Origin of the sequence: Microbacterium sp. AG157 (genome assembly GCF_003385695.1) — a bacterium.
Classification (GTDB): domain Bacteria; phylum Actinomycetota; class Actinomycetes; order Actinomycetales; family Microbacteriaceae; genus Microbacterium; species Microbacterium testaceum.
The window spans coordinates 207,683-226,312 of the sequence record NZ_QRDK01000004.1 but is presented as its reverse complement, the minus strand read 5'-3'; the positions used below and the strand labels follow the sequence as shown (position 1 = coordinate 226,312).

General features: G+C 69.0%; 20 protein-coding genes. 16 read left to right on the top strand and 4 right to left on the bottom strand.

What is annotated here, in order from left to right:
• Positions 1-45: 45 nt before the first annotated feature.
• Positions 46-822 carry an alpha/beta fold hydrolase gene (locus tag DEU35_RS13830; RefSeq protein ID WP_103209203.1) on the bottom strand — a complete coding sequence of 259 codons (777 nt, stop codon included), beginning with the start codon at positions 820-822 and terminating at the stop codon, positions 46-48.
• Positions 822-1,349 (bottom strand): phenolic acid decarboxylase, encoded by a 528-nt coding sequence (locus tag DEU35_RS13825; RefSeq protein ID WP_116239843.1) that lies wholly within the window; start codon positions 1,347-1,349, stop codon positions 822-824. Before DEU35_RS13825 ends, DEU35_RS13830 begins: the two co-directional genes overlap by 1 nt.
• Before the next feature lie 61 nt (positions 1,350-1,410).
• Here DEU35_RS13825 and DEU35_RS13820 point away from each other — a divergent pair, with 61 nt between their 5' ends.
• Positions 1,411-1,860: a MarR family winged helix-turn-helix transcriptional regulator gene (locus DEU35_RS13820; RefSeq protein WP_116239842.1), complete on the top strand. Its 450-nt coding sequence runs from the start codon at positions 1,411-1,413 to the stop codon at positions 1,858-1,860.
• Positions 1,861-1,950: 90 nt separating this feature from the next.
• Here the strand turns inward: DEU35_RS13820 and rpsT are convergent, their stop codons facing one another.
• Positions 1,951-2,211: a 30S ribosomal protein S20 gene (gene rpsT, locus DEU35_RS13815; RefSeq protein WP_056231218.1), complete on the bottom strand. Its 261-nt coding sequence runs from the start codon at positions 2,209-2,211 to the stop codon at positions 1,951-1,953.
• A gap of 119 nt (positions 2,212-2,330) precedes the next feature.
• Complete coding sequence (locus DEU35_RS13810) at positions 2,331-3,053, bottom strand: alpha/beta fold hydrolase (RefSeq protein WP_116239841.1); 723 nt, start codon at positions 3,051-3,053, stop codon at positions 2,331-2,333.
• Positions 3,054-3,266: 213 nt separating this feature from the next.
• On the opposite strand from DEU35_RS13810, the gene lepA reads away from it, so the two are divergent.
• From lepA to DEU35_RS13735, 15 genes are all read left to right on the top strand, one after another.
• On the top strand, positions 3,267-5,111 hold the full coding sequence (lepA, locus tag DEU35_RS13805) for a translation elongation factor 4 (RefSeq protein WP_103209214.1): 1,845 nt from the start codon (positions 3,267-3,269) through the stop codon (positions 5,109-5,111).
• Positions 5,112-5,136: 25 nt separating this feature from the next.
• Positions 5,137-5,781: a DUF1990 family protein gene (locus DEU35_RS13800; RefSeq protein ID WP_116239840.1), complete on the top strand. Its 645-nt coding sequence runs from the start codon at positions 5,137-5,139 to the stop codon at positions 5,779-5,781.
• Positions 5,781-6,998: a radical SAM family heme chaperone HemW gene (gene hemW, locus DEU35_RS13795; RefSeq protein WP_116239839.1), complete on the top strand. Its 1,218-nt coding sequence runs from the start codon at positions 5,781-5,783 to the stop codon at positions 6,996-6,998. Before DEU35_RS13800 ends, hemW begins: the two co-directional genes overlap by 1 nt.
• A gap of 84 nt (positions 6,999-7,082) precedes the next feature.
• Positions 7,083-8,123, top strand: a complete 1,041-nt coding sequence (gene hrcA / locus DEU35_RS13790) for a heat-inducible transcriptional repressor HrcA (protein ID WP_116239838.1) — start codon at positions 7,083-7,085, stop codon at positions 8,121-8,123.
• Positions 8,124-8,185: 62 nt separating this feature from the next.
• Positions 8,186-9,310 (top strand): molecular chaperone DnaJ, encoded by a 1,125-nt coding sequence (gene dnaJ, locus DEU35_RS13785; protein ID WP_116239837.1) that lies wholly within the window; start codon positions 8,186-8,188, stop codon positions 9,308-9,310.
• Between the two features lie 2 nt (positions 9,311-9,312).
• The gene (locus tag DEU35_RS13780; protein ID WP_116239836.1) at positions 9,313-10,047 is read left to right on the top strand and encodes a 16S rRNA (uracil(1498)-N(3))-methyltransferase; all 735 of its coding nucleotides are present in this window, start codon (positions 9,313-9,315) and stop codon (positions 10,045-10,047) included.
• Positions 10,048-10,204: 157 nt separating this feature from the next.
• Positions 10,205-10,552, top strand: coding sequence for an HIT domain-containing protein (locus DEU35_RS13775; protein WP_116239835.1), 348 nt, complete (start codon positions 10,205-10,207; stop codon positions 10,550-10,552).
• Between the two features lie 49 nt (positions 10,553-10,601).
• Positions 10,602-11,624 carry a PhoH family protein gene (locus DEU35_RS13770; protein ID WP_246078307.1) on the top strand — a complete coding sequence of 341 codons (1,023 nt, stop codon included), beginning with the start codon at positions 10,602-10,604 and terminating at the stop codon, positions 11,622-11,624.
• Positions 11,621-12,088, top strand: a complete 468-nt coding sequence (gene ybeY, locus DEU35_RS13765) for an rRNA maturation RNase YbeY (protein ID WP_103209235.1) — start codon at positions 11,621-11,623, stop codon at positions 12,086-12,088. The genes DEU35_RS13770 and ybeY overlap by 4 nt, the downstream gene beginning before the upstream one ends.
• Positions 12,085-13,395 carry a hemolysin family protein gene (locus DEU35_RS13760; protein WP_103209238.1) on the top strand — a complete coding sequence of 437 codons (1,311 nt, stop codon included), beginning with the start codon at positions 12,085-12,087 and terminating at the stop codon, positions 13,393-13,395. The genes ybeY and DEU35_RS13760 overlap by 4 nt, the downstream gene beginning before the upstream one ends.
• Complete coding sequence (gene era, locus DEU35_RS13755; protein WP_116239834.1) at positions 13,392-14,285, top strand: GTPase Era; 894 nt, start codon at positions 13,392-13,394, stop codon at positions 14,283-14,285. The genes DEU35_RS13760 and era overlap by 4 nt, the downstream gene beginning before the upstream one ends.
• A 69-nt stretch (positions 14,286-14,354) precedes the next feature.
• Positions 14,355-15,302, top strand: coding sequence for an NADP-dependent oxidoreductase (locus DEU35_RS13750; protein ID WP_116239833.1), 948 nt, complete (start codon positions 14,355-14,357; stop codon positions 15,300-15,302).
• Entirely contained in the window at positions 15,299-15,898 is a 600-nt protein-coding gene (locus DEU35_RS13745; RefSeq protein ID WP_147301879.1) for a GNAT family N-acetyltransferase, read from the top strand. Before DEU35_RS13750 ends, DEU35_RS13745 begins: the two co-directional genes overlap by 4 nt.
• A gap of 139 nt (positions 15,899-16,037) precedes the next feature.
• On the top strand, positions 16,038-17,798 hold the full coding sequence (gene leuA, locus DEU35_RS13740) for a 2-isopropylmalate synthase (RefSeq protein ID WP_116239831.1): 1,761 nt from the start codon (positions 16,038-16,040) through the stop codon (positions 17,796-17,798).
• Positions 17,799-17,820: 22 nt separating this feature from the next.
• Positions 17,821-18,609, top strand: coding sequence for a methyltransferase domain-containing protein (locus tag DEU35_RS13735; RefSeq protein WP_116239830.1), 789 nt, complete (start codon positions 17,821-17,823; stop codon positions 18,607-18,609).
• The last annotated feature ends 21 nt before the right edge of the window (positions 18,610-18,630 follow it).

Genomic DNA, 18,630 nt, shown 5'->3' with positions numbered 1-18,630 from the left:
GTCGGCCGCCGTCGCACCGCACGCGACGCGACGGCGAGCCCGAACTCAGGCCGCGAACCCCACTCGCCGATCGAGGATCTCGAACAGACGCCGACGCCACGGGGTCGACGACCAGCCGTGGTCCGCGCCGTCGACGACGGTGAGCGACGCCCCCGGCAGCAGTTCTGCGTACCGAGTGCCGTACTCCACCGGCACGATCGTGTCCTGCGTTCCGTGCACGACGTCGGCTGGACCGGTGTAGGTCGTAACAGGCCCGTAGACGTCGAGGCCCGCGGTCACCTCGTCGATGAACGCCATGCCCAGCGGCATCCCTCCGAAATCGAACCATCCCTGCTCGCGAGCCGGCGCGAGGGACTGGCCCTGGATCGCGTCGTGCACCGTGATGTCGTCGACGACGACGCCCGCCGGCGACCACAGCGTCAGCGTGCGAACGAGCTCGGGCACGCGAGCCGCGGCGAGAGCGGACTCCACCGCGCCGAGGCTGTGCGCCACGACATGGACGGGCCCCTCGACGGCGAAGGCACGGATCATGCCCACCACTTGGTCGACCTCGTCGCCGATTGTGATCTCCGAGAAAACACCATCACTCATGCCCTGACCGAGCCGGCTGTAACTGCGAACCACGGCGCCGCGCTCGACGAGGTGACGCGCGGCCTGCACGAACAGCTGATGCCCGCCGGTCGCGTCGGCGCTGAATCCGTGCACGAGCAGCACGCGTGGGGCGGCATCGGTAACGCCGGCGACGGGCTCCCACTGCCACCCGCGCAGGGTGCGATCGCCGTGGGAGAGGGTGAGGGGGGTGAGGTGCGCGTCGGCGGCCATCAGTTCGTCCGGTCCGACCAGCCGGCGGGCAGGTCGCCGGGGGCGGTGTCGATCACGGTCTCGTCGTTCTCGCCGACGTGCTCGAAGAGCGTGATGTGGGCGAACTCCGGAACGACGTAGATCGGGTAAGTGGGACCCTCGTCGCGATAGCGCTGCATGTCGTCGAGGTGGTCGTTCTGGAAGAGCACGGTCTTATGCCCGTCGACTTCGATCCAGCGGGGGAAGAAGATGGTTCCGTGCAGCACGCGCGACGCGGGGAGCACATTGACGACGACGCTCGTACCCGTCGGCTCGTTCCACGAGACCTTGTAGACATCCGTCGCGAGAGCGACGAGGTCCACGGTCTGATCCTTCACCCAGCGGCCGCCGACGTGACCGCTGTGGATGCGGTAGTCGATCGTGGTGGCGTTCTTGACGTACATCTCGTATTGCCAGCCGTTGGCGTAGGTATAGATGAAGCGATGTCCGACGATGCCGGACAGGTCCTGGGGAGGTTCGGGGCGGGCGACGGTGGTGGTGATCTCCATGGAATGAGTTTGTGACCAAACTAGTTCTGTGTCAAACATATTTCCGGCCTACACTTCGACGATGGACGATGGCATCACTCGCACCGCCGGCTCGCTCGCACACCAGCTCGGTCCGCTGCGCCGTGCCGTCCTCCGGGCGTCCCGATCGGCCGCCGACCTCCCGGACATTCCCGAAGCGCAGATCGAGGTCATGCGCTCGCTGGCGGCGACGGGGGAGAGCGCGCCGTCCGATCTCGCCGATACGCTCGGCCTCGCCCGGTCGACCATCAGCAACCTGCTCTCGCAGATGCAGGGTGCACGGCTCATCGAGCGGCACCTGGTCGCCGGCGACGGACGACGCACCAGCGTCGGACTCACGCCGCTCGCCGAGACGCGCCTGCGCGCATTCGACGAGTCCGCGGCCCATATCCTCGCCGCAGCTCTCCGGGACCTCTCCCCGGGGGATGTCGCCACGATTGCCGCGGCCCTGCCCGCCCTCGAGCGACTGCAGCACCGCATCGTCGGCGGTTGACAGCCCCCGGCAGCGCGGCACGATCGGCCGGCGCGCAACGCAAAGGCCCGCCCCGTGGAACACGGGACGGGCCTGGAAAAGATCTGCGACTCAGAGAGCGGCGACCGACTTCGCGATGGCCGACTTGCGGTTCGCGGCCTGGTTCTGGTGGATGACACCCTTGCTCACGGCCTTGTCGAGCTTCTTGGTCGCGGTGGCGAGCGCCTTGAGGGCTGCTTCCTTGTCGCCGGCCACGACGGCCTCCTTGGTGCGACGCACGTGCGTGCGGAGCTCGCTCTTCACGGCCTTGTTGCGCTCGCGCGCCTTCTCGTTGGTCTTGTTGCGCTTGATCTGCGACTTGATGTTCGCCACGTCGAGGGTCTTTCGTTCGAATGAGTATGGGATTGTGCCGGGCGAGCGGTAGAGGGGCGCTGCACCGGCGATCGTGGAGGTCGGGAAAAACCCCACACGCAAGCCAAGAGCCGAGTCTATCAGGTCGATGCCTCGATCGTGGTGAGCGCCACCTCCAGCAGCGCGTTGAAAACGCGCGGGCGCATCGCCGTGACGAGGTGCGTCGTGCGTGGAACCACGATGAGCTCCGCGTGCGGGTCGACGGTGAGGAACATCCGCTCGTTCATCCGGAGCTGATCCCATTGACCGTTCACGAACCACAGGGGCACGTCGATTCGACGAAGGGCTGCCACGACGTCGAGCTCAGCGAGAGCCGACAGGGCCGTGTCCTGCGCGTCGAAGGCGTACCCGCCGGCACCGAAGTCGGGCCGTGTCTCAAGAGGGAGGGTGCGGTCGAGCATGCGGTTCGTGAGTCCCAGACCGCGATCGGGGAGGCTGTCGAAACGCCGCGTGAAGAAGCGGTACGCGGACAGCCCGATTCCGCGGGGGAGCGAGGTGCACGACGCCGCCACGAACCCCGCCACCGGAGGCCGGTCCTCGCCGCCCACGTACTCGATACCGAGCAACCCACCCATGGAATGCCCCACCAGCAGCACGGGCCCGAGCCTCGCGGCATCCCGAACCGCGCCATCGATGGTCGCGAATGCCTCATCGAGCGAGAACACCTCGCCCCGGCGCCTCCCGTGCCCCGGGAGATCGACGGCGGCGACGGGCGTGCCGCGGTCCCGCAAATGTGCGACCTGCGCCCGCCACATCGTCGAGGACGTGCGGATGCCGTGCACGAGCACGACCTGGACCGCCATGGCATCCATGGGTAGAAGCACGAGAACCGCCGGGCGCCCAGGCCCCGCCGCGTCGAGATCACGTGACCTGGACGAGGACACCCGACATGCAGTGGGGCCTCGGCCAGGTCACGTGATCTCGCACCAGAAGCAGGGCGCCAGGAGCACCGGATGCCAGAACCCCGAGCACCCGGGGACGGCGATGTCGGCGCACCACCGTAGAATCGACGGAACATGTCACCGCGCGCCCTGAAGCCCCTCGAGCCGTCTGCCACTCCGCCGGAGCAGATCCGCAACTTCTGCATCATCGCTCACATCGACCACGGCAAGTCGACGTTGGCCGACCGCATGCTGCAGATCACCGGCGTGGTCAGCGACCGCGATATGCGGGCGCAGTACCTCGACCGCATGGACATCGAGCGCGAGCGCGGCATCACGATCAAGTCGCAGGCCGTGCGCATGCCGTGGTCCACGACCGACGGCACCTTCGCCCTCAACATGATCGACACACCCGGGCACGTCGACTTCACCTACGAGGTCAGCCGTTCTCTCGCCGCCTGCGAGGGCGCGATCCTGCTCGTCGACGCCGCTCAGGGCATCGAGGCCCAGACGCTCGCCAACCTGTACCTGGCGCTCGAGAACGATCTGACGATCATCCCGGTGCTGAACAAGATCGACCTTCCGGCGGCCGACCCCGACAAGTACGCCGCCGAGCTCGCCGGCCTCATCGGCGGCGACCCCGCCGACGTGCTGCGCGTCAGCGGCAAAACCGGCATGGGCGTCGAAGAGCTGCTCGACCTGATCGTCGAGAAGATCCCCGCCCCGGTCGGCACGGCCGACGCCCCCGCGCGCGCCATGATCTTCGACTCGGTCTACGACGCCTACCGCGGCGTCGTCACCTACGTGCGCATGATCGACGGGTCGCTACAGCCGCGCGAGCGTCTGCAGATGATGTCGACCGGCGCGACGCACGAGGCCCTCGAGATCGGCGTCTCGAGCCCCGAGCCGGTCCCCACCAAGGGCCTCGGCGTCGGCGAGGTCGGCTACCTCATCACGGGTGTGAAAGACGTGCGTCAGTCGAAGGTCGGCGACACGATCACCACGCACCGCAAGCCCGCCACCGACGCGCTTCCGGGCTACACCGATCCGAAGCCCATGGTCTTCTCGGGCATCTACCCGATCGACGGCAGCGACTACGCCGAGCTGCGCGAAGCTCTCGACAAGCTCAAGCTCTCCGACGCCTCGCTGCAGTACGAGCCCGAGACCTCGGTCGCCCTGGGCTTCGGCTTCCGCTGCGGCTTCCTCGGCCTCCTGCACCTCGAGATCATCACCGAGCGTCTCTCGCGAGAGTTCGGACTCGACCTCATCACCACCGCGCCGTCGGTGACGTACGAGGTCACCACCGACACCGGCGAGACTGTGTCGGTCACCAACCCCAGCGAGTACCCCGACGGGCGCGTCGCCTCGGTCTCGGAGCCGATCGTCAAGGTCGGCATCCTGCTGCCGAAGGACTACGTCGGCACCGTCATGGAGCTCTGTCAGACGCGCCGCGGCACGCTGCTCGGCATGGAGTACCTCAGTGAGGACCGCGTCGAGCTGCGGTACCACATGCCCCTGGGCGAGATCGTCTTCGACTTCTTCGACCACCTCAAGTCACGCACCCAGGGCTACGCGAGCCTCGACTACGAACCCGCCGGCCAGCAGACCGCCGACCTGGTCAAGGTCGACATCCTGCTCCAGGGCGACAAGGTCGACGCGTTCAGCTCGATCGTGCACCGCGAGAAGGCGTACGCGTATGGCACGCTCATGGCCGAGCGCCTGCGCAAGCTCATCCCTCGCCAACAGTTCGAGGTGCCCATCCAGGCCGCGATCGGCGCGCGCATCATCGCGCGCGAGACGATCCGCGCGATCCGCAAAGACGTGCTCGCCAAGTGCTATGGCGGTGACATCACCCGAAAGCGCAAGCTCCTCGAAAAGCAGAAAGAGGGCAAGAAGCGCATGAAGATGGTGGGCCGCGTCGAGGTTCCGCAGGAGGCGTTCATCGCCGCCCTGTCGGGAGACGTCGAGACCAAGAAGTAACGCACCACACCGAGAGGGGTGAACCATGCGCAGGCAGAACTTCACCGATGACACGGTCGACTACGCCGCTGTCGGCGCCACCCAGGCGCACGATCTGATGCAGTACCCGCCCGAGAACTCGGTACCGGCAGAGGACGCGTGGCGCATCGGCAGCGGCGAGGAGCGCTTCGCCGCCGCCGGCGAGCTGCTGCTGTCGTGGGCGCCGCTACGTGCCGGTGAGTTGAGCATCAGCGACGTCCGTCCCGCGTCTGGAGAGGGGTACTCCGGCGTCGGCTTCGACGCCGACGGTGCTCCCGTCGCGCCCAGCAGCCTCGAGGCCGAGCAGCGTTTCGCCGCCGACGGCACACCCTTCGTCCGTCCCGGCACCGGCATCCGTCTGCACGGCAAGGTCGACGGGCACCGCGCCGACGCCGAACTCCGCGTCATCTCGGTCTTCGAGGAGCCCCGCCGCGTCGGTTTCATCCTCGGCACGGTCGGCCACTCGATCGTCAGCGGCGAGGAGCTGTTCTCGGTCGAATGGCGAGACAACGATGAGGTCTGGTTCGTGGTCCGCGCCTTCGACCGCCCCACGGCTCCGACCTACCGCCTCTTCGGCAGCCGCCTACGCCGCCGCCGCAAGGCGCTGTTCGCCCGGTACCTCCGCGCCATCTCTCCGCTGTACGCGTCCTGATGGGCGGCCCCCTCCCACTCGGAGACCCCGCCCCGGTCGATGGACGCCTGCCCGCCGACCTCGCCATCGACCCCGCGACCGATTTCGGCGTGTACCTGCACGTCCCCTTCTGTCGCGTGCGCTGCGGTTACTGCGACTTCAACACCTATACCGCCAGCGAGCTGCGCGGCGCGCGCCAAGACGACTTCGCCGACACGCTCGCCGCCGAGGTGCGCCTGGCGGGGGGAGTGATGGATGCCGCGGGCGGCCGCCGCGCGGCATCCACCGTCTTCTTCGGAGGAGGCACACCGACGCTTCTTCCGCCCGGTGATCTCGCGCGGATGCTCGAAGCGGTGCGGGACGAGTTCGGGATCGCCGAGGGTGCCGAGGTCTCGGTCGAAGCCAACCCCGACACCGTCGACGACACCGTGGCGCGCACCCTCGCCGACGCGGGCGTCACGCGGCTGTCGATCGGCATGCAGTCGGCGCGACCGCACGTGCTCGCGGTCCTCGACCGCACTCACGACCCCCTGAACGTCGCCACCGCCGTGGCAGCGGCCCGCCGGGCGGGCCTCGACGTGTCGGTCGATCTCATCTACGGCGCGCCGGGGGAGTCGCTCGACGACTGGCGGGCCTCCCTCGAGGCGGCCATCGCGCTCGAACCCGACCACATCTCGGCCTACGCGCTGATCGTCGAAGACGGCACGAAGCTCGCGCGTCAGATCCGCTCGGGTGCGGTCGCAGAGCCGTCCGACGACCTCCAGGCCGACATGTACGAGCTTGCCGACGAGCTGCTCGGCGCCGCCGGCTTCGACTGGTACGAGGTGTCGAACTGGTCCCGAGGCGTTTCGCACCGCTCTCGCCACAACCTCGCCTACTGGCGCGGCACCGACTGGTGGGGCTTCGGGCCGGGAGCTCACAGCCACGTCGGCGGGCTCCGCTGGTGGAACGTGAAGCACCCGGCCGCGTACGCTCAGCGCCTGGCCGCGCTCGAGTCCCCGGCCGCCGCGCGGGAACGCCCCGATGAGACCGCGCGCCGGCTCGAGTCGGTGCTGCTGCGCAGCCGCATCCGCGACGGCCTCGCGGTGTCGGAGATCCTCGGCGAGGGCCGCAAGGCCGTGGCATCCCTCATCGCGGACGGTCTGATCGAGGGACGCGATGCCGTGCGGGGACGCATCGTGCTGACCCTGCGCGGGCGCCTCTTGGCGGATGCCGTGGTGCGGTCTCTGACGGCCTGATCCGCGAGCCCCCGGCACCGGGTCGGACCGATCCCGTAGAATTGGCACTCCACAGATGCGAGTGCCAGACGGGAGGAGCAGCTCATGGTGTCGGAACGAGGCCTTCAGGTGCTCCGCGCGATCGTCCAGGACTACGTCGACACGCGGGAGCCCGTCGGAAGCAAGGCGATCGTCGACCGTCACGCGTTCGGAGTGTCGGCGGCCACGATCCGCAACGACATGGCGCTGCTCGAAGACGAGGACCTCATCGTCGCGCCGCACACGTCGTCGGGGCGCGTCCCGACCGACAAGGGCTACCGCGTCTTCGTCGATCACCTCGCGGAACTCCGCCCGCTCTCGGGTGCGCAGCGCAGCGCGATCACGTCTTTCCTCGACGAGGCGGGCGACCTCGACGACCTGCTGGCGCGCACCGTCCGAGCGCTCACACAACTGACCGGCCAGGTCGCGATCGTGCAGTATCCCTCGTTCGCCCGCGCAAACGTGACCCACGTCGAGCTCGTCGCGCTCGGCGGACCGCGCCTGCTGGTCATCCTCGTCACCGATACCGGCCGGGTGTCGCAACGGATCGCTCTCGTGCCCACGGAGCCGACCGAGGCGGACATCATCCAGCTGCGCGCCCGAGTGGGGGCGGTGCTCGTCGGGCGAAGCGTCGCCGACAGCTCGCATCGGGTGCAAGCGGCTCTGGCTGACGGACCGCGCCCCGGGGTCGCGCTCGACGCGATCGCCGATGCGGTGCTGCACGTGGTCGGGGAAGAGCTCGAGGAGTTCCGCCAGGACCGCCTGGTGCTGGCCGGTGCCGCGACGCTCGCCAAGCGTGAGTCCGACTTTCGCGGCAGCATCTACCCGCTGCTCGAGGCCATCGAGGAGCAGGTGACGCTCCTGCGTCTCATGAGCGAGATGGTCGCCGACGAGAAGGGCCTGTCGGCCAGCATCGGCCGCGAGAACGAGCCCTTCGGCCTGGTCGAGGCCTCGGTGCTCGCCAGCCGGTACGACGGCTCCACCGGCGGCGCACGCGTGGGCCTGCTCGGTCCCACCCGCATGGACTACTCCTCCAACCTCGCGGCGGTTCGTGCCGTCGCGCACTATCTGACCCGGATGCTCGAAGACGACGACGCGTCTCGCTGACGACGAGCGCTCCGAGCACCCCACCCGAGAACGACCCCGCGCAAGCGGACAGGAAGGCGATTGTGGCTGACCACTACGAGGTCCTGGGCGTCGAACGCGATGCCAGCCCCGAAGACATCAAGAAGGCGTACCGCCGTCTGGCGCGTCAGCTCCACCCCGATGTCAACCCGGGAGAAGACGCGTCCGAGCGCTTCAAGCTCGTCACCCACGCTTACGACGTGTTGAGCGACCCCGAGCAGCGCCGTCGGTACGACATGGGCGGCGACCAGAGCCCCTTCGGTGGTGGGGGCGCGGCCGGCTTCGGTGGTTTCAGCGACATCTTCGAGACGTTCTTCGGCGGCGGAGGCCAGGGGGGAGGCGGCCGCGGACCTCGACCGCGTTCGCGCCGCGAGCGCGGACAAGACGCCCTCGTGCGCGTCACGCTCGACCTCGGCGACGTCGTCTTCGGCACCCATCGCGACCTCGAGGTCGACACCGCGGTGCTGTGCGAGACGTGTCAGGGCGCCTGCACGCAGCCCGGTACCAGCGAGGTCACCTGCGACATCTGCCACGGCTCCGGCCACGTGCAGCGCACCGTGCGCAGCCTGCTCGGCAACGTGGTCACCAGTGCCCCCTGCAGCGTCTGCCAGGGCCACGGCACGACCATCCCGTACCCCTGCGGCACCTGTCAGGGTCAGGGACGCGTCCGCGCCCGCCGCACCGTGTCGGTCGACATCCCCGCCGGCGTCGAGTCCGGCCTGCGCCTGCAACTCCCCGGCTCCGGCGAGGTCGGGCCCGCGGGCGGTCCCAACGGCGACCTCTACCTCGAGATCACCGTCGAGACCCACGAGTCCTTCAGCCGTGAGGGCGATGACCTCGTCGCAACCCTCGAGGTGTCGATGCCGGATGCCATCCTCGGTACGAACACCTCGATCCAGTCCCTCGACGGCAGCGTCGACCTCGAAGTGCGCCCGGGCGTGCAATCGGGCGACGTCCTGACGATCAAGGGCCGCGGCATCACGCCGTTGCGTGGGAGCCAGCGCGGCGACCTCCGCGTCGGCGTGCACGTGGTGACCCCGACGCGCCTCGACCACAAGGAGCGCGCCCTCATCGAGGAGTTCGCCAAGCGCACCAAGGCGCCGAAGCCCCGTCTGGCCGAGCACCAGCAGGGAATGTTCAGCAAGTTCCGCGACCGCTTCCGGCACTGACCGTGGCGCTGCACTTCGTCTGCGACGACGCCGGTTCCGCCCGCCCGGGCGACACCGTCGAACTCACTGGTGCCGAGGCGCACCACGCCTCGGCCGTCCGGCGCGTGCGCGTCGACGAGGCGGTGACGCTCGGCGACGGGCGCGGGGTGTGGCTGTCGGGCATCGTGACCGCGGCGACCCCGAAACAGGTCGACGTGCGCGTCACCGGACGCGACGAGGTCCCCGCGCCCTCCCCGCGCTTCGTGCTCGTGCAGGCCCTCGCAAAGGGCGACCGCGACGAACTCGCCGTCCAGGCGGCGACGGAGCTCGGTGTCGACGCGATCGTGCCGTGGCAGGCGTCGCGAAGCGTCTCGCGCTGGGACGCGAAAGCCGAGAAGGGTCTCGCCCGCTGGCGCACGATCGTCCGCGAAGCGGCGAAGCAGGCCCACCGCGCGTGGATTCCCGAGGTCGAGGGAGTCGCGCGAACGGCCGACCTCGTCCGCCTCGCCGGCGCGGCCCAGATCTTGGTGCTGGAGCCGTCGGCATCCGCTCGTCTCACCGAGGTCGCCGCGGAGGCGTCGGACGGTCGCGACGTGGTGCTCGTCGTAGGCCCCGAGGGCGGGATCGCGCCCGAGGAGCTCACGGCCCTCGAGGGCGCGGGCGCGCGGATCGTGCGCCTCGGCGACACGGTGCTGCGGACCTCCACCGCGGGGGCTGCGGCGATCTCGGTGCTGTCGGCGGCGCACGGTCGTTGGTGAGCTCCACCCGAGCTTGCTCCCCGTGGATCGGCACCGCTCCTCTCGGCGACCCGGGGCGGACGGCGCCGATGGGGGCGCGCCCCGTCGGCGCCGCACCGGTCAGCGCGTCACGAACGGCCCAGCCCCGGTGTCGGAGGCCGTCACTAGACTGGATGCCATGAGCGAACCGTCGATCTTCACGCGCATCCTGCAGGGCGAGATCCCCGCCGAGATCGTCGCCGAGACCGAGAACGTCTTCGCGATCCGCGACATCGCGCCTCAGGCGCCCGTGCACCTGCTCGTCATCCCCAAGACGCAGCGGTACCGCAACGTGGTCGAGCTCGCCGCGGGTGATCCCGCTCTCCTCGCCGAGCTCATCGGGCTCGCCGATTCGGTCGCCGCCGAGCACGCCGATGGCGACTTGCGCCTCATCTTCAACACCGGCGAGGGTGCCGGTCAGACCGTCTTCCATGTGCACGCCCACGTCCTCGCGGGTGGCCTGAACGAAAAGAGCCTGGGTGGCTGACTCCGCCGAAGAAATCGTCTCCGACCACATCCAGGTCGACGGCGTGGCCATGGTGCAGCTTCTCGGCCCGCAGGATCGTCTCCTGCGTGTTGTCGAGAAGGAGCACCCCGGTGTCGACGTCCACGTGCGCGGCAACGAGATCACGCTGACCGGTGCGCCGGGTGCCGTGCGCGCGGCCCGCGGTCTGGTCGACGAACTGCTCAGCATGACCCGCTCGGGCCAGGGCCTCGACCCGTCCGACGTGTCGAGCTCGAACCGCATGCTCTCCGACGGGGGCCCGCGGCCCTCCGAAGTCATGGGAGAGGCGATCCTGTCGTCGCGCGGAAAGACCATCCGCCCCAAGACCGCCGGCCAGAAAGAGTACGTCGACGCGATAGACGAGAACACGATCGTCTTCGGCATCGGGCCAGCCGGTACCGGCAAGACCTATCTCGCCATGGCCAAGGCCGTTCAAGCTCTGCAGCGCAAAGAAGTCACGCGGATCATCCTCACGCGCCCGGCCGTCGAGGCGGGGGAGCGGCTCGGGTTCCTCCCCGGCACCCTCACCGACAAGATCGACCCGTACCTTCGCCCGCTCTACGACGCGCTCAACGAGATGATGGACCCCGATATCGTCCCGAAGCTCATGGCGACGGGAACGATCGAGGTCGCCCCCCTGGCCTATATGCGCGGTCGCACGCTGAACGATTCCTTCGTCGTGCTGGACGAGGCGCAGAACACCACGCCCGAGCAGATGAAGATGTTCCTCACGCGCCTCGGTTTCGGCACGCGCATGGTCGTGACCGGCGACATCACGCAGGTCGACCTGCCCCAGGGCGCCTCGGGTCTGCGCCTCGTCACGCGCGTGCTCGACCACATCGACGACATCCATTTCTCCCGCCTCACGAGCGACGACGTCGTGCGCCACAGCCTCGTGGGCCGCATCGTCGACGCGTACAGCGAATACGACGAGAAGCGCTTGGCCGCTCGTCGCGAGCGCGATGAGGCATCCGAGTTCGCCACCCGTGCGGAGCGACGCGGCTCGAGCGCCGCCGGTCCCCGCGATCACCTCCCGAGACGAAACCGCTCATGACGATCGAGATCAACAACGAATCCGACCACCAGATCGACGAGCAGGTACTGCTGCGTCTCATGGAATACAACCTGACGGAACTCCACGTCAGCGCCGACGCCGACGTCGCCATCGTGCTCGTCGACGAAGGCGCCATGGAGTCCCTGCACGTGCAGTGGATGGACGAGCCCGGCCCCACCGACGTTCTCAGCTTCCCGATGGACGAGCTGCGCCCCGGCTCCGAGGACGCACCCACCCCCGCGGGCCTGCTCGGCGACATCGTGCTCTGCCCGGCCGTGGCCGAGACGCAGGCCGTCGCCGCGAAGCACTCCACGCAAGACGAACTGATCCTCCTCACCACCCACGGCCTGCTGCACCTGCTCGGGTTCGACCACGCCGAACCCGACGAGGAGCGTGAGATGTTCGGACTGCAGCGCGAGCTCATCGCCGGCTTCCAGGCCGTCGAGCGCCAGCGCCGCGCATGACCGAGGCCCTGCTCCTCGTCACCGCCTTCCTGCTCGTCGCCTTCGGCGGCCTGATGGCGGCGTTCGAGGCGGCGCTGGGCGTGACTTCGCGCGTCGACCTGATCGAACTCGGATCGGGCGGCCGCAACGCGCGGTCCCTGCGTCGTATCGGCGACGACACGAACGCCCACGTCACCGCCGTCTCGTTCATCCGCGTGCTCGCTGAGACGACCGCGGCCGTGCTCGTCGCGGCGGCGTTCATGCTCATCTTCGACAACATCCTGCTCGCGGTGCTCGCCGCGGCCGTCCTGATGACGGGCATCTCCTTCGTCGCCGTCGGCGCGAGCCCACGCTCCGTCGGCCGCCAGCACGCTCGTGGGCTCTTGCGCGGGGGAGCACCGGTCATCCGCGGAATGCGCGTCCTGCTCGGGCCCCTCGCTCACGGGCTCGTCGCAGTGGGCAACCGCGTGACGCCCGGTGTCGCCCACTCGACGTCGTTCGCGTCCGAGGAGCAGCTGCTCAGCATCATCGACGAGGCGGCCGAGAACGAGCTCATCGAAGAGGACGATCGCGAGCTCATTCACTCGGTCTTCGATTTCACCGATCGCTACGTACGCGAAGTCATGGTGCCCCGCACCGACATGGTGAGCGTGGATGCCGCGGCCACCTCCCGCGAGGCGCTCGCGCTCTTTCTCGACAAAGGCGTCTCTCGCATCCCTCTCGCCGACGACGAAGCCGACGACATCGTCGGTGTGCTGTATCTCAAAGATCTCGTCCAGTTCGGCTTCCGTGACGAAGCCGGCTGGCGCGATGCACCGATCCGCCGCATCGCGCGTCCGGCCGTCTTCGTCCCCGAATCGATGAAGGCAGAGACGCTTCTCCAGCAGATGAAGAAAGACGCCGTGCACGTCTGCCTCGTCGTCGACGAGTACGGCGGCGTCGCGGGCCTGGTGACCCTGGAAGACCTGATCGAAGAGCTCGTGGGCGAGATCGCCGACGAGTACGACGCCCCGTCCACCGAGATCGTGGAGCTCCCCGACGGCCGTTACCGCGTCAATGCGCGTCTCGGTCTCGACGAGGTCGGCGACCTGTTCGGCCTCGAGCTCGACGACGAAGACGTGGATTCGATCGGGGGCCTGCTGGGCAAAGCGCTGGGCCGCATCCCGCAACCCGGCGCGACGGCAGAGCACTCCGGTCTCGTGATGACCGGCGGCGCCTCGCGGGGGCGCAACCGCGGAATCGCGACGGTGATCGTGGAGCGGGCCGAGACGACAGACGATGAGAACGCCGAGGCAGAGACCTCGCAGCGTGAGAGGAACGACAGATGACCGACACCCGATCCGGTTTCGTGACCTTCGTGGGCCGGCCGAACGTCGGCAAGTCCACGTTGACCAACGCGCTCGTGGGCGAGAAAGTCGCCATCACGAGCGATAAGCCGCAAACCACTCGTCGCGCGATCCGCGGCATCGTCAACCGCCCCGGCGGTCAGCTCGTGCTCGTCGACACCCCCGGCATCCACCGGCCCCGCACTCTTCTCGGCCAGCGGCTCAACGACCTCGTCGAGCAGGTCCTCGGCGACGTCGACGTGATCGCGTTCTGCGCGCCCGCCACCGAGAAGGTCGGCCCGGGCGACCGCCGCATCGCCGAGTCCCTCTCCGGCTATCCGCGGGCCAAGAAGGTGGCCCTCGTCACCAAGACCGACGCTGCGACGCGGGATCAGATCACCGAACGTCTCATCGAAGTCGATGCGCTTCGCGAGGACTGGGCAGCGGTCATCCCGCTCTCCGCCGTCACGAACGACCAGCTCGACGTGCTGAGCGACGAGCTCCTCGCGCTCATGCCGGTCGGTCCCGCGCTGTACGAGGACGATGTCGTCACCGACGAGGCCCTCGAGGACCGGATCGCCGAGATCATCCGCGAAGCAGCCCTCCACGGCGTTCGCGATGAACTCCCGCACTCGATTGCCGTGACGGTCGACGACGTCGCTCCGCGGGAAGACAGCGACCTCACCGACGTGTGGGCGAACATCGTCGTCGAGCGCGACAGTCAGAAGGCGATCATCATCGGGCGCAAGGGCTCACGACTCGCCGACGTCGGTGCGCGGGCACGAGCAGGCATCGAGCCGCTCGTCGGCGGCCGCGTCTACCTGTCCCTGCACGTTCGCGTCGCCAAGGAGTGGCAGCGCGATCCGAAGCAACTCGGCCGTCTCGGCTTCTGACCGGTCCCTCCGAACTTCTCGCGCCGGGTCTGCGCTCGGTGGCGAACATTCGCAACGAAAGGCGTGACCATGGCGATGAGGTGGACGGCCCCGGCTCCGGGCCCGATCGACACGTGGAGCTTCGACGAGGTGGAGGTCGCGCCGCCCGGATCCGGCGAGGTGACCGTCCGCGTCCGGGCGGCGGGCATCAACCCCGCGGATGCCAAGCACGTCGCCACGTCACGCCCCGGCGCCGAGTTCCCCGTGCCGATCGGCTACGAGTTGTCGGGCGAGATCACCGCCGTCGGCTCCGACGCCCTCGGCGGCGCGGGCGAGCTGCACGTCGGCGACGAGGTCGTCGCGTTCCGTGTGCAGGGGGCCTATGCCACCGAACTCACGATTGCCTCACGCGATGTCTTCGCCAAGCCCGCGAACCTCTCGCACGCAGAGGCCGCGAACCTCCTGCTCGCCGGCACCACGGCGGCCGAGATGATCCAGGTCACGCGCGTCGGCGAGGGTGACCTGGTGCTTCTGCACGCCGCCTCCGGAGCAGTGGGAGTGAGCCTCCTGCAGCAGGCGCGCGAGCTCGGCGTCCGCGTCATCGGAACGGTGGGCCCGGATGTCGAGGAGTCGGCCGACCGCGTCCGTCGCTACGGCGGCATCCCGGTGGCCTACGGTGACGGTCTGCGCGAGCGGGTCGAGGAGGCCGCGGAGGGGGCCCCCATCGCTGCGGCGTGGGACGCCGTCGGCACCGACGAGGCGTTCGAGGTCTCCCTCGCCCTCGTCGCGGAGCGGGACCGCATCGTCACGATCGTCGACCCCGAGCGCGCGAAGAAGGACGGCGTGCTCTGGATCGCCGGTTCGCGACCCGAGAGCGCCCGCTTCCGCGACATCGCGCGTGCGCGGGTGCTCGAGCTTGCGGCATCCGGTGCACTCGAGGTTCCCGTCGCCCGCACCTACCCGCTCGCCGAGGCGGTGGAGGCCGTGCGCTTCGTCATGGACGGACACCCGGGCGGCAAGGTCGCCCTGCTGCCGTGACAGGTTCACCCTTCGTCCTTCCTCCCGCGCCCGAGAGACTCGAGGTGACGCGCGAGCGGGTGCGCCTGCGTCCGTTCGAGGAGAGCGACCTGGAAGCAATGGCCGTCTACCGCGGAGACGCGGAGGTGTGCCGGTTCCTCCCCTTCGAACCGCAGACGGCCGACGACATCCGCCGCCGCAACGGGCACCTCATCGGATGCACCTCCCTCGAGGGGGAGCGTGGCGGCGTCATGCTCGTCATCGAGCGCACCGACGACGGCGCAGTCATCGGCGATCTCGTCCTCTTCCACCTCGACGCCGAGGCGGGGTCGGCCGAGATCGGATGGGTGATGAGCCCGGCGGCATCCGGTAAGGGCCTCGCCACCGAAGCGGTGCGTGCGCTCGTCGACACGGCGTTCGACGTGTACGGCCTCAGGCGTCTTGTCGCGCAGATCGACGCCGACAACGAGCGCTCCGCGGCCCTCGCCGAGCGGATCGGGATGCGCCGCGAGGCCCATTTCGTCGAGAACGAGTGGTTCAAGGGTCGGTGGAGCGATCTGCTCGTGTACGCGGTCCTCGACCGCGAGTGGACGGCCCCTGGACCGAGTGCTCCGTGACGGACTGCTACGATCACTCCATGCGCTTCGGTGGCCAGCTTCTTCTTAGTTGCCGCGACGAGTCCTCGATCTAAGGGCCTTCCTCGTCGCGGAGATCGTCGTCGGCCCCCACCGAACGAATCTAAAGAAGCGACACATCATGAAGAACACCCAGAAGCCCACGTCCGCTCCGGTACACAAGTACCGTCCCTTCCATGAGCAGATCGCGGTCGACCTGCCCGATCGCACGTGGCCGTCGAAGCGGATCGAGATCGCCCCGCGCTGGTGCGCTGTCGACCTGCGCGACGGCAACCAAGCGCTCATCGATCCGATGAGCCCGGAGCGTAAGCGCGTCATGTTCGACCTGCTCGTGAAGATGGGCTACAAGGAGATCGAGGTCGGGTTCCCGAGCGCGAGCCAGACCGACTTCGACTTCGTGCGCCAGCTGATCGACGACAACCTGATCCCCGACGACGTCACGATCCAGGTGCTGACCCAGGCGCGCGAGCACCTGATCGCCCGCACCTACGAAGCGATCGCCGGCGCGAAGCAGGCGATCGTCCACCTGTACAACTCGACGAGCGTGCTGCAGCGCGAGGTCGTGTTCCGCACCGACCAGCAGGGCATCGTCGACATCGCCCTCGAGGGCGCCCGACTGTGCAAGCAGTATGAGAAGACCATCCCGCAGACCGAGGTCTTCTACGAGTACTCGCCCGAGAGCTACACCGGCACCGAGCTGGAGTTCGCCCTGCGCATCTGCAACGAGGTGCTCGAGGTCTTCGAGCCCAGCCCCGAGCGCAAGGTCATCCTGAACCTGCCCGCCACGGTCGAGATGGCCACCCCGAACGTCTACGCCGACTCGATCGAGTGGATGTCGCGCCACCTGAACCACCGTGAGAACGTCATCCTGTCGCTGCACCCGCACAACGACCGCGGCACCGCCGTCGCCGCCGCCGAACTGGGCTACATGGCCGGCGCCGATCGCATCGAGGGATGCCTGTTCGGCAACGGTGAGCGCACCGGCAACGTCGACCTCGTCGCGCTGGGCATCAACCTGCTGACGCAGGGCATCGACCCGCAGATCGACTTCAGCGACATCGACCAGGTCAAGCGCACCGTCGAGTACTGCAACCAGCTGCCCGTTCCCGAGCGCAGCCCCTGGGCCGGCGATCTGGTCTTCACCGCGTTCAGCGGATCGCATCAGGATGCCATCAAGAAGGGCTTCGAGGCGATGGAGGCTCGCGCGGCCGCCGAGGGCAAGAGCATCGACGACATCGAGTGGGCGGTTCCCTATCTGCCGATCGATCCGAAGGACCTGGGGCGTTCCTACGAGGCCGTCATCCGTGTCAACTCGCAGTCGGGCAAGGGCGGGGTCGCGTACCTGCTGAAGGCCGATCATGCGATCGACCTGCCGCGCAAGCTCCAGATCGAGTTCTCGGGCGTCGTGCAGACGCGCACGGATGCCGAGGGCGGCGAGGTCTCGAGCGCGCAGATCTGGGACATCTTCACCGACGAATACCTGCCGTCCGAATCCGACGACCAGCGCTGGGGCCGTTTCGAGCTGCTCTCCACCCGCTCGTCGAGCGACATGTCGGGCGACGTGCACCTCGATGTCACGCTGCGCGACGGCGATGCGAGCCACCCGGCCTCCGCAGTGGGCAATGGCCCGGTCGCGGCCTTCCTCGAGATCGTGCGCGCGCAGGGCTTCGAGGTGACCCTGTACGACTACGTCGAGCACGCTCTCAGCTCGGGCGGCGACGCGCAGGCGGCCGCCTACGTCGAGCTGCAGGTCGACGATCAGCGCCTCTGGGGCGTCGGTATCGACGGCGACATCTCGACCGCGTCGCTCAAGGCGATCGTCTCGGGTGTGAACCGCGCGATCCGCTCCCGTCAGACCTCTGGCGCCCTGGCCGGCGTCTGACGCGCGCGAACGGGAGTCGACCGTGGCTTACGCCCACGGACACCACGAGAGCGTGCTGCGTTCCCACGCCGCGCGCACCGTCGCCGACTCGGCGGCCTACCTGGTGTCTTCGCTGTCCGCCGGCGTCCGCATCCTCGATGTGGGCGCCGGCCCCGGCACCATCACCGTCGACCTCGCCGACCGGGTCTTCCCGGGAGAGGTCGTCGGGGTGGATGCCGCCGCCGACGTCGTCGCGGTCGCCCGCGCCACCGCGGGCGACCGCACCAATGTGGAGTTCCGCACCGGCGACGCCTATGCCCTCGACGTGCCCGACGGCTCGTTCGACATCGTGCACGCGCATCAGGTGTTGCAGCACCTCGCCCGCCCGGTAGAGGCGCTGCGCGAGTTCCGACGGGTCGCCGGCACCGACGGCCTCGTCGCGGTGCGCGACGTCGATTACGGCGGGGTCATCTGGCATCCCAGAATCCCCGCTCTCGACGAGTGGCTCGCGATCTATCACGGGGTGCATCGCGGGGTGTCGGGGGAGCCTGACGCCGGCCGGGTGCTCAAGGCGTGGGCCCGCCAGGCCGGGTTCACGCGCATCGAGGCGAGCGCCAGCGTCTGGGTGTTCGACAGCCCCGACAGGCGCACCTGGTGGGGCGGGATGTGGGCCGACCGGGTGCTCGCCTCGGCGTTCGCGGGCCACGCGAAGAGGCTCGGACTCGCCGACGACGAGACATTGCAGCGGATCTCCGACGCGTGGCGCGAATGGGCGGCGGACGCCGACGGCTGGATCCTGCTGCCGCACGGCGAGGTGCTCGCGCGCTCGTGAATCCACCCGCGTGCGGCCGTG

Coding starts and splice junctions, on each gene's coding strand:
- DEU35_RS13800 (WP_116239840.1), top strand. CDS start 5,137: ATGCGCAGGCAGAACTTCACCGATGACACGGTCGACTACGCCGCTGTC.
- ybeY (WP_103209235.1), top strand. CDS start 11,621: ATGACGATCGAGATCAACAACGAATCCGACCACCAGATCGACGAGCAG.
- hemW (WP_116239839.1), top strand. CDS start 5,781: ATGGGCGGCCCCCTCCCACTCGGAGACCCCGCCCCGGTCGATGGACGC.
- DEU35_RS13830 (WP_103209203.1), bottom strand. CDS start 822: ATGGCCGCCGACGCGCACCTCACCCCCCTCACCCTCTCCCACGGCGAT.
- hrcA (WP_116239838.1), top strand. CDS start 7,083: ATGGTGTCGGAACGAGGCCTTCAGGTGCTCCGCGCGATCGTCCAGGAC.
- DEU35_RS13820 (WP_116239842.1), top strand. CDS start 1,411: ATGGACGATGGCATCACTCGCACCGCCGGCTCGCTCGCACACCAGCTC.
- DEU35_RS13750 (WP_116239833.1), top strand. CDS start 14,355: ATGGCGATGAGGTGGACGGCCCCGGCTCCGGGCCCGATCGACACGTGG.
- DEU35_RS13825 (WP_116239843.1), bottom strand. CDS start 1,349: ATGGAGATCACCACCACCGTCGCCCGCCCCGAACCTCCCCAGGACCTG.
- DEU35_RS13760 (WP_103209238.1), top strand. CDS start 12,085: ATGACCGAGGCCCTGCTCCTCGTCACCGCCTTCCTGCTCGTCGCCTTC.
- DEU35_RS13775 (WP_116239835.1), top strand. CDS start 10,205: ATGAGCGAACCGTCGATCTTCACGCGCATCCTGCAGGGCGAGATCCCC.
- era (WP_116239834.1), top strand. CDS start 13,392: ATGACCGACACCCGATCCGGTTTCGTGACCTTCGTGGGCCGGCCGAAC.
- DEU35_RS13810 (WP_116239841.1), bottom strand. CDS start 3,053: ATGGCGGTCCAGGTCGTGCTCGTGCACGGCATCCGCACGTCCTCGACG.
- leuA (WP_116239831.1), top strand. CDS start 16,038: ATGAAGAACACCCAGAAGCCCACGTCCGCTCCGGTACACAAGTACCGT.
- DEU35_RS13770 (WP_246078307.1), top strand. CDS start 10,602: ATGGTGCAGCTTCTCGGCCCGCAGGATCGTCTCCTGCGTGTTGTCGAG.
- lepA (WP_103209214.1), top strand. CDS start 3,267: ATGTCACCGCGCGCCCTGAAGCCCCTCGAGCCGTCTGCCACTCCGCCG.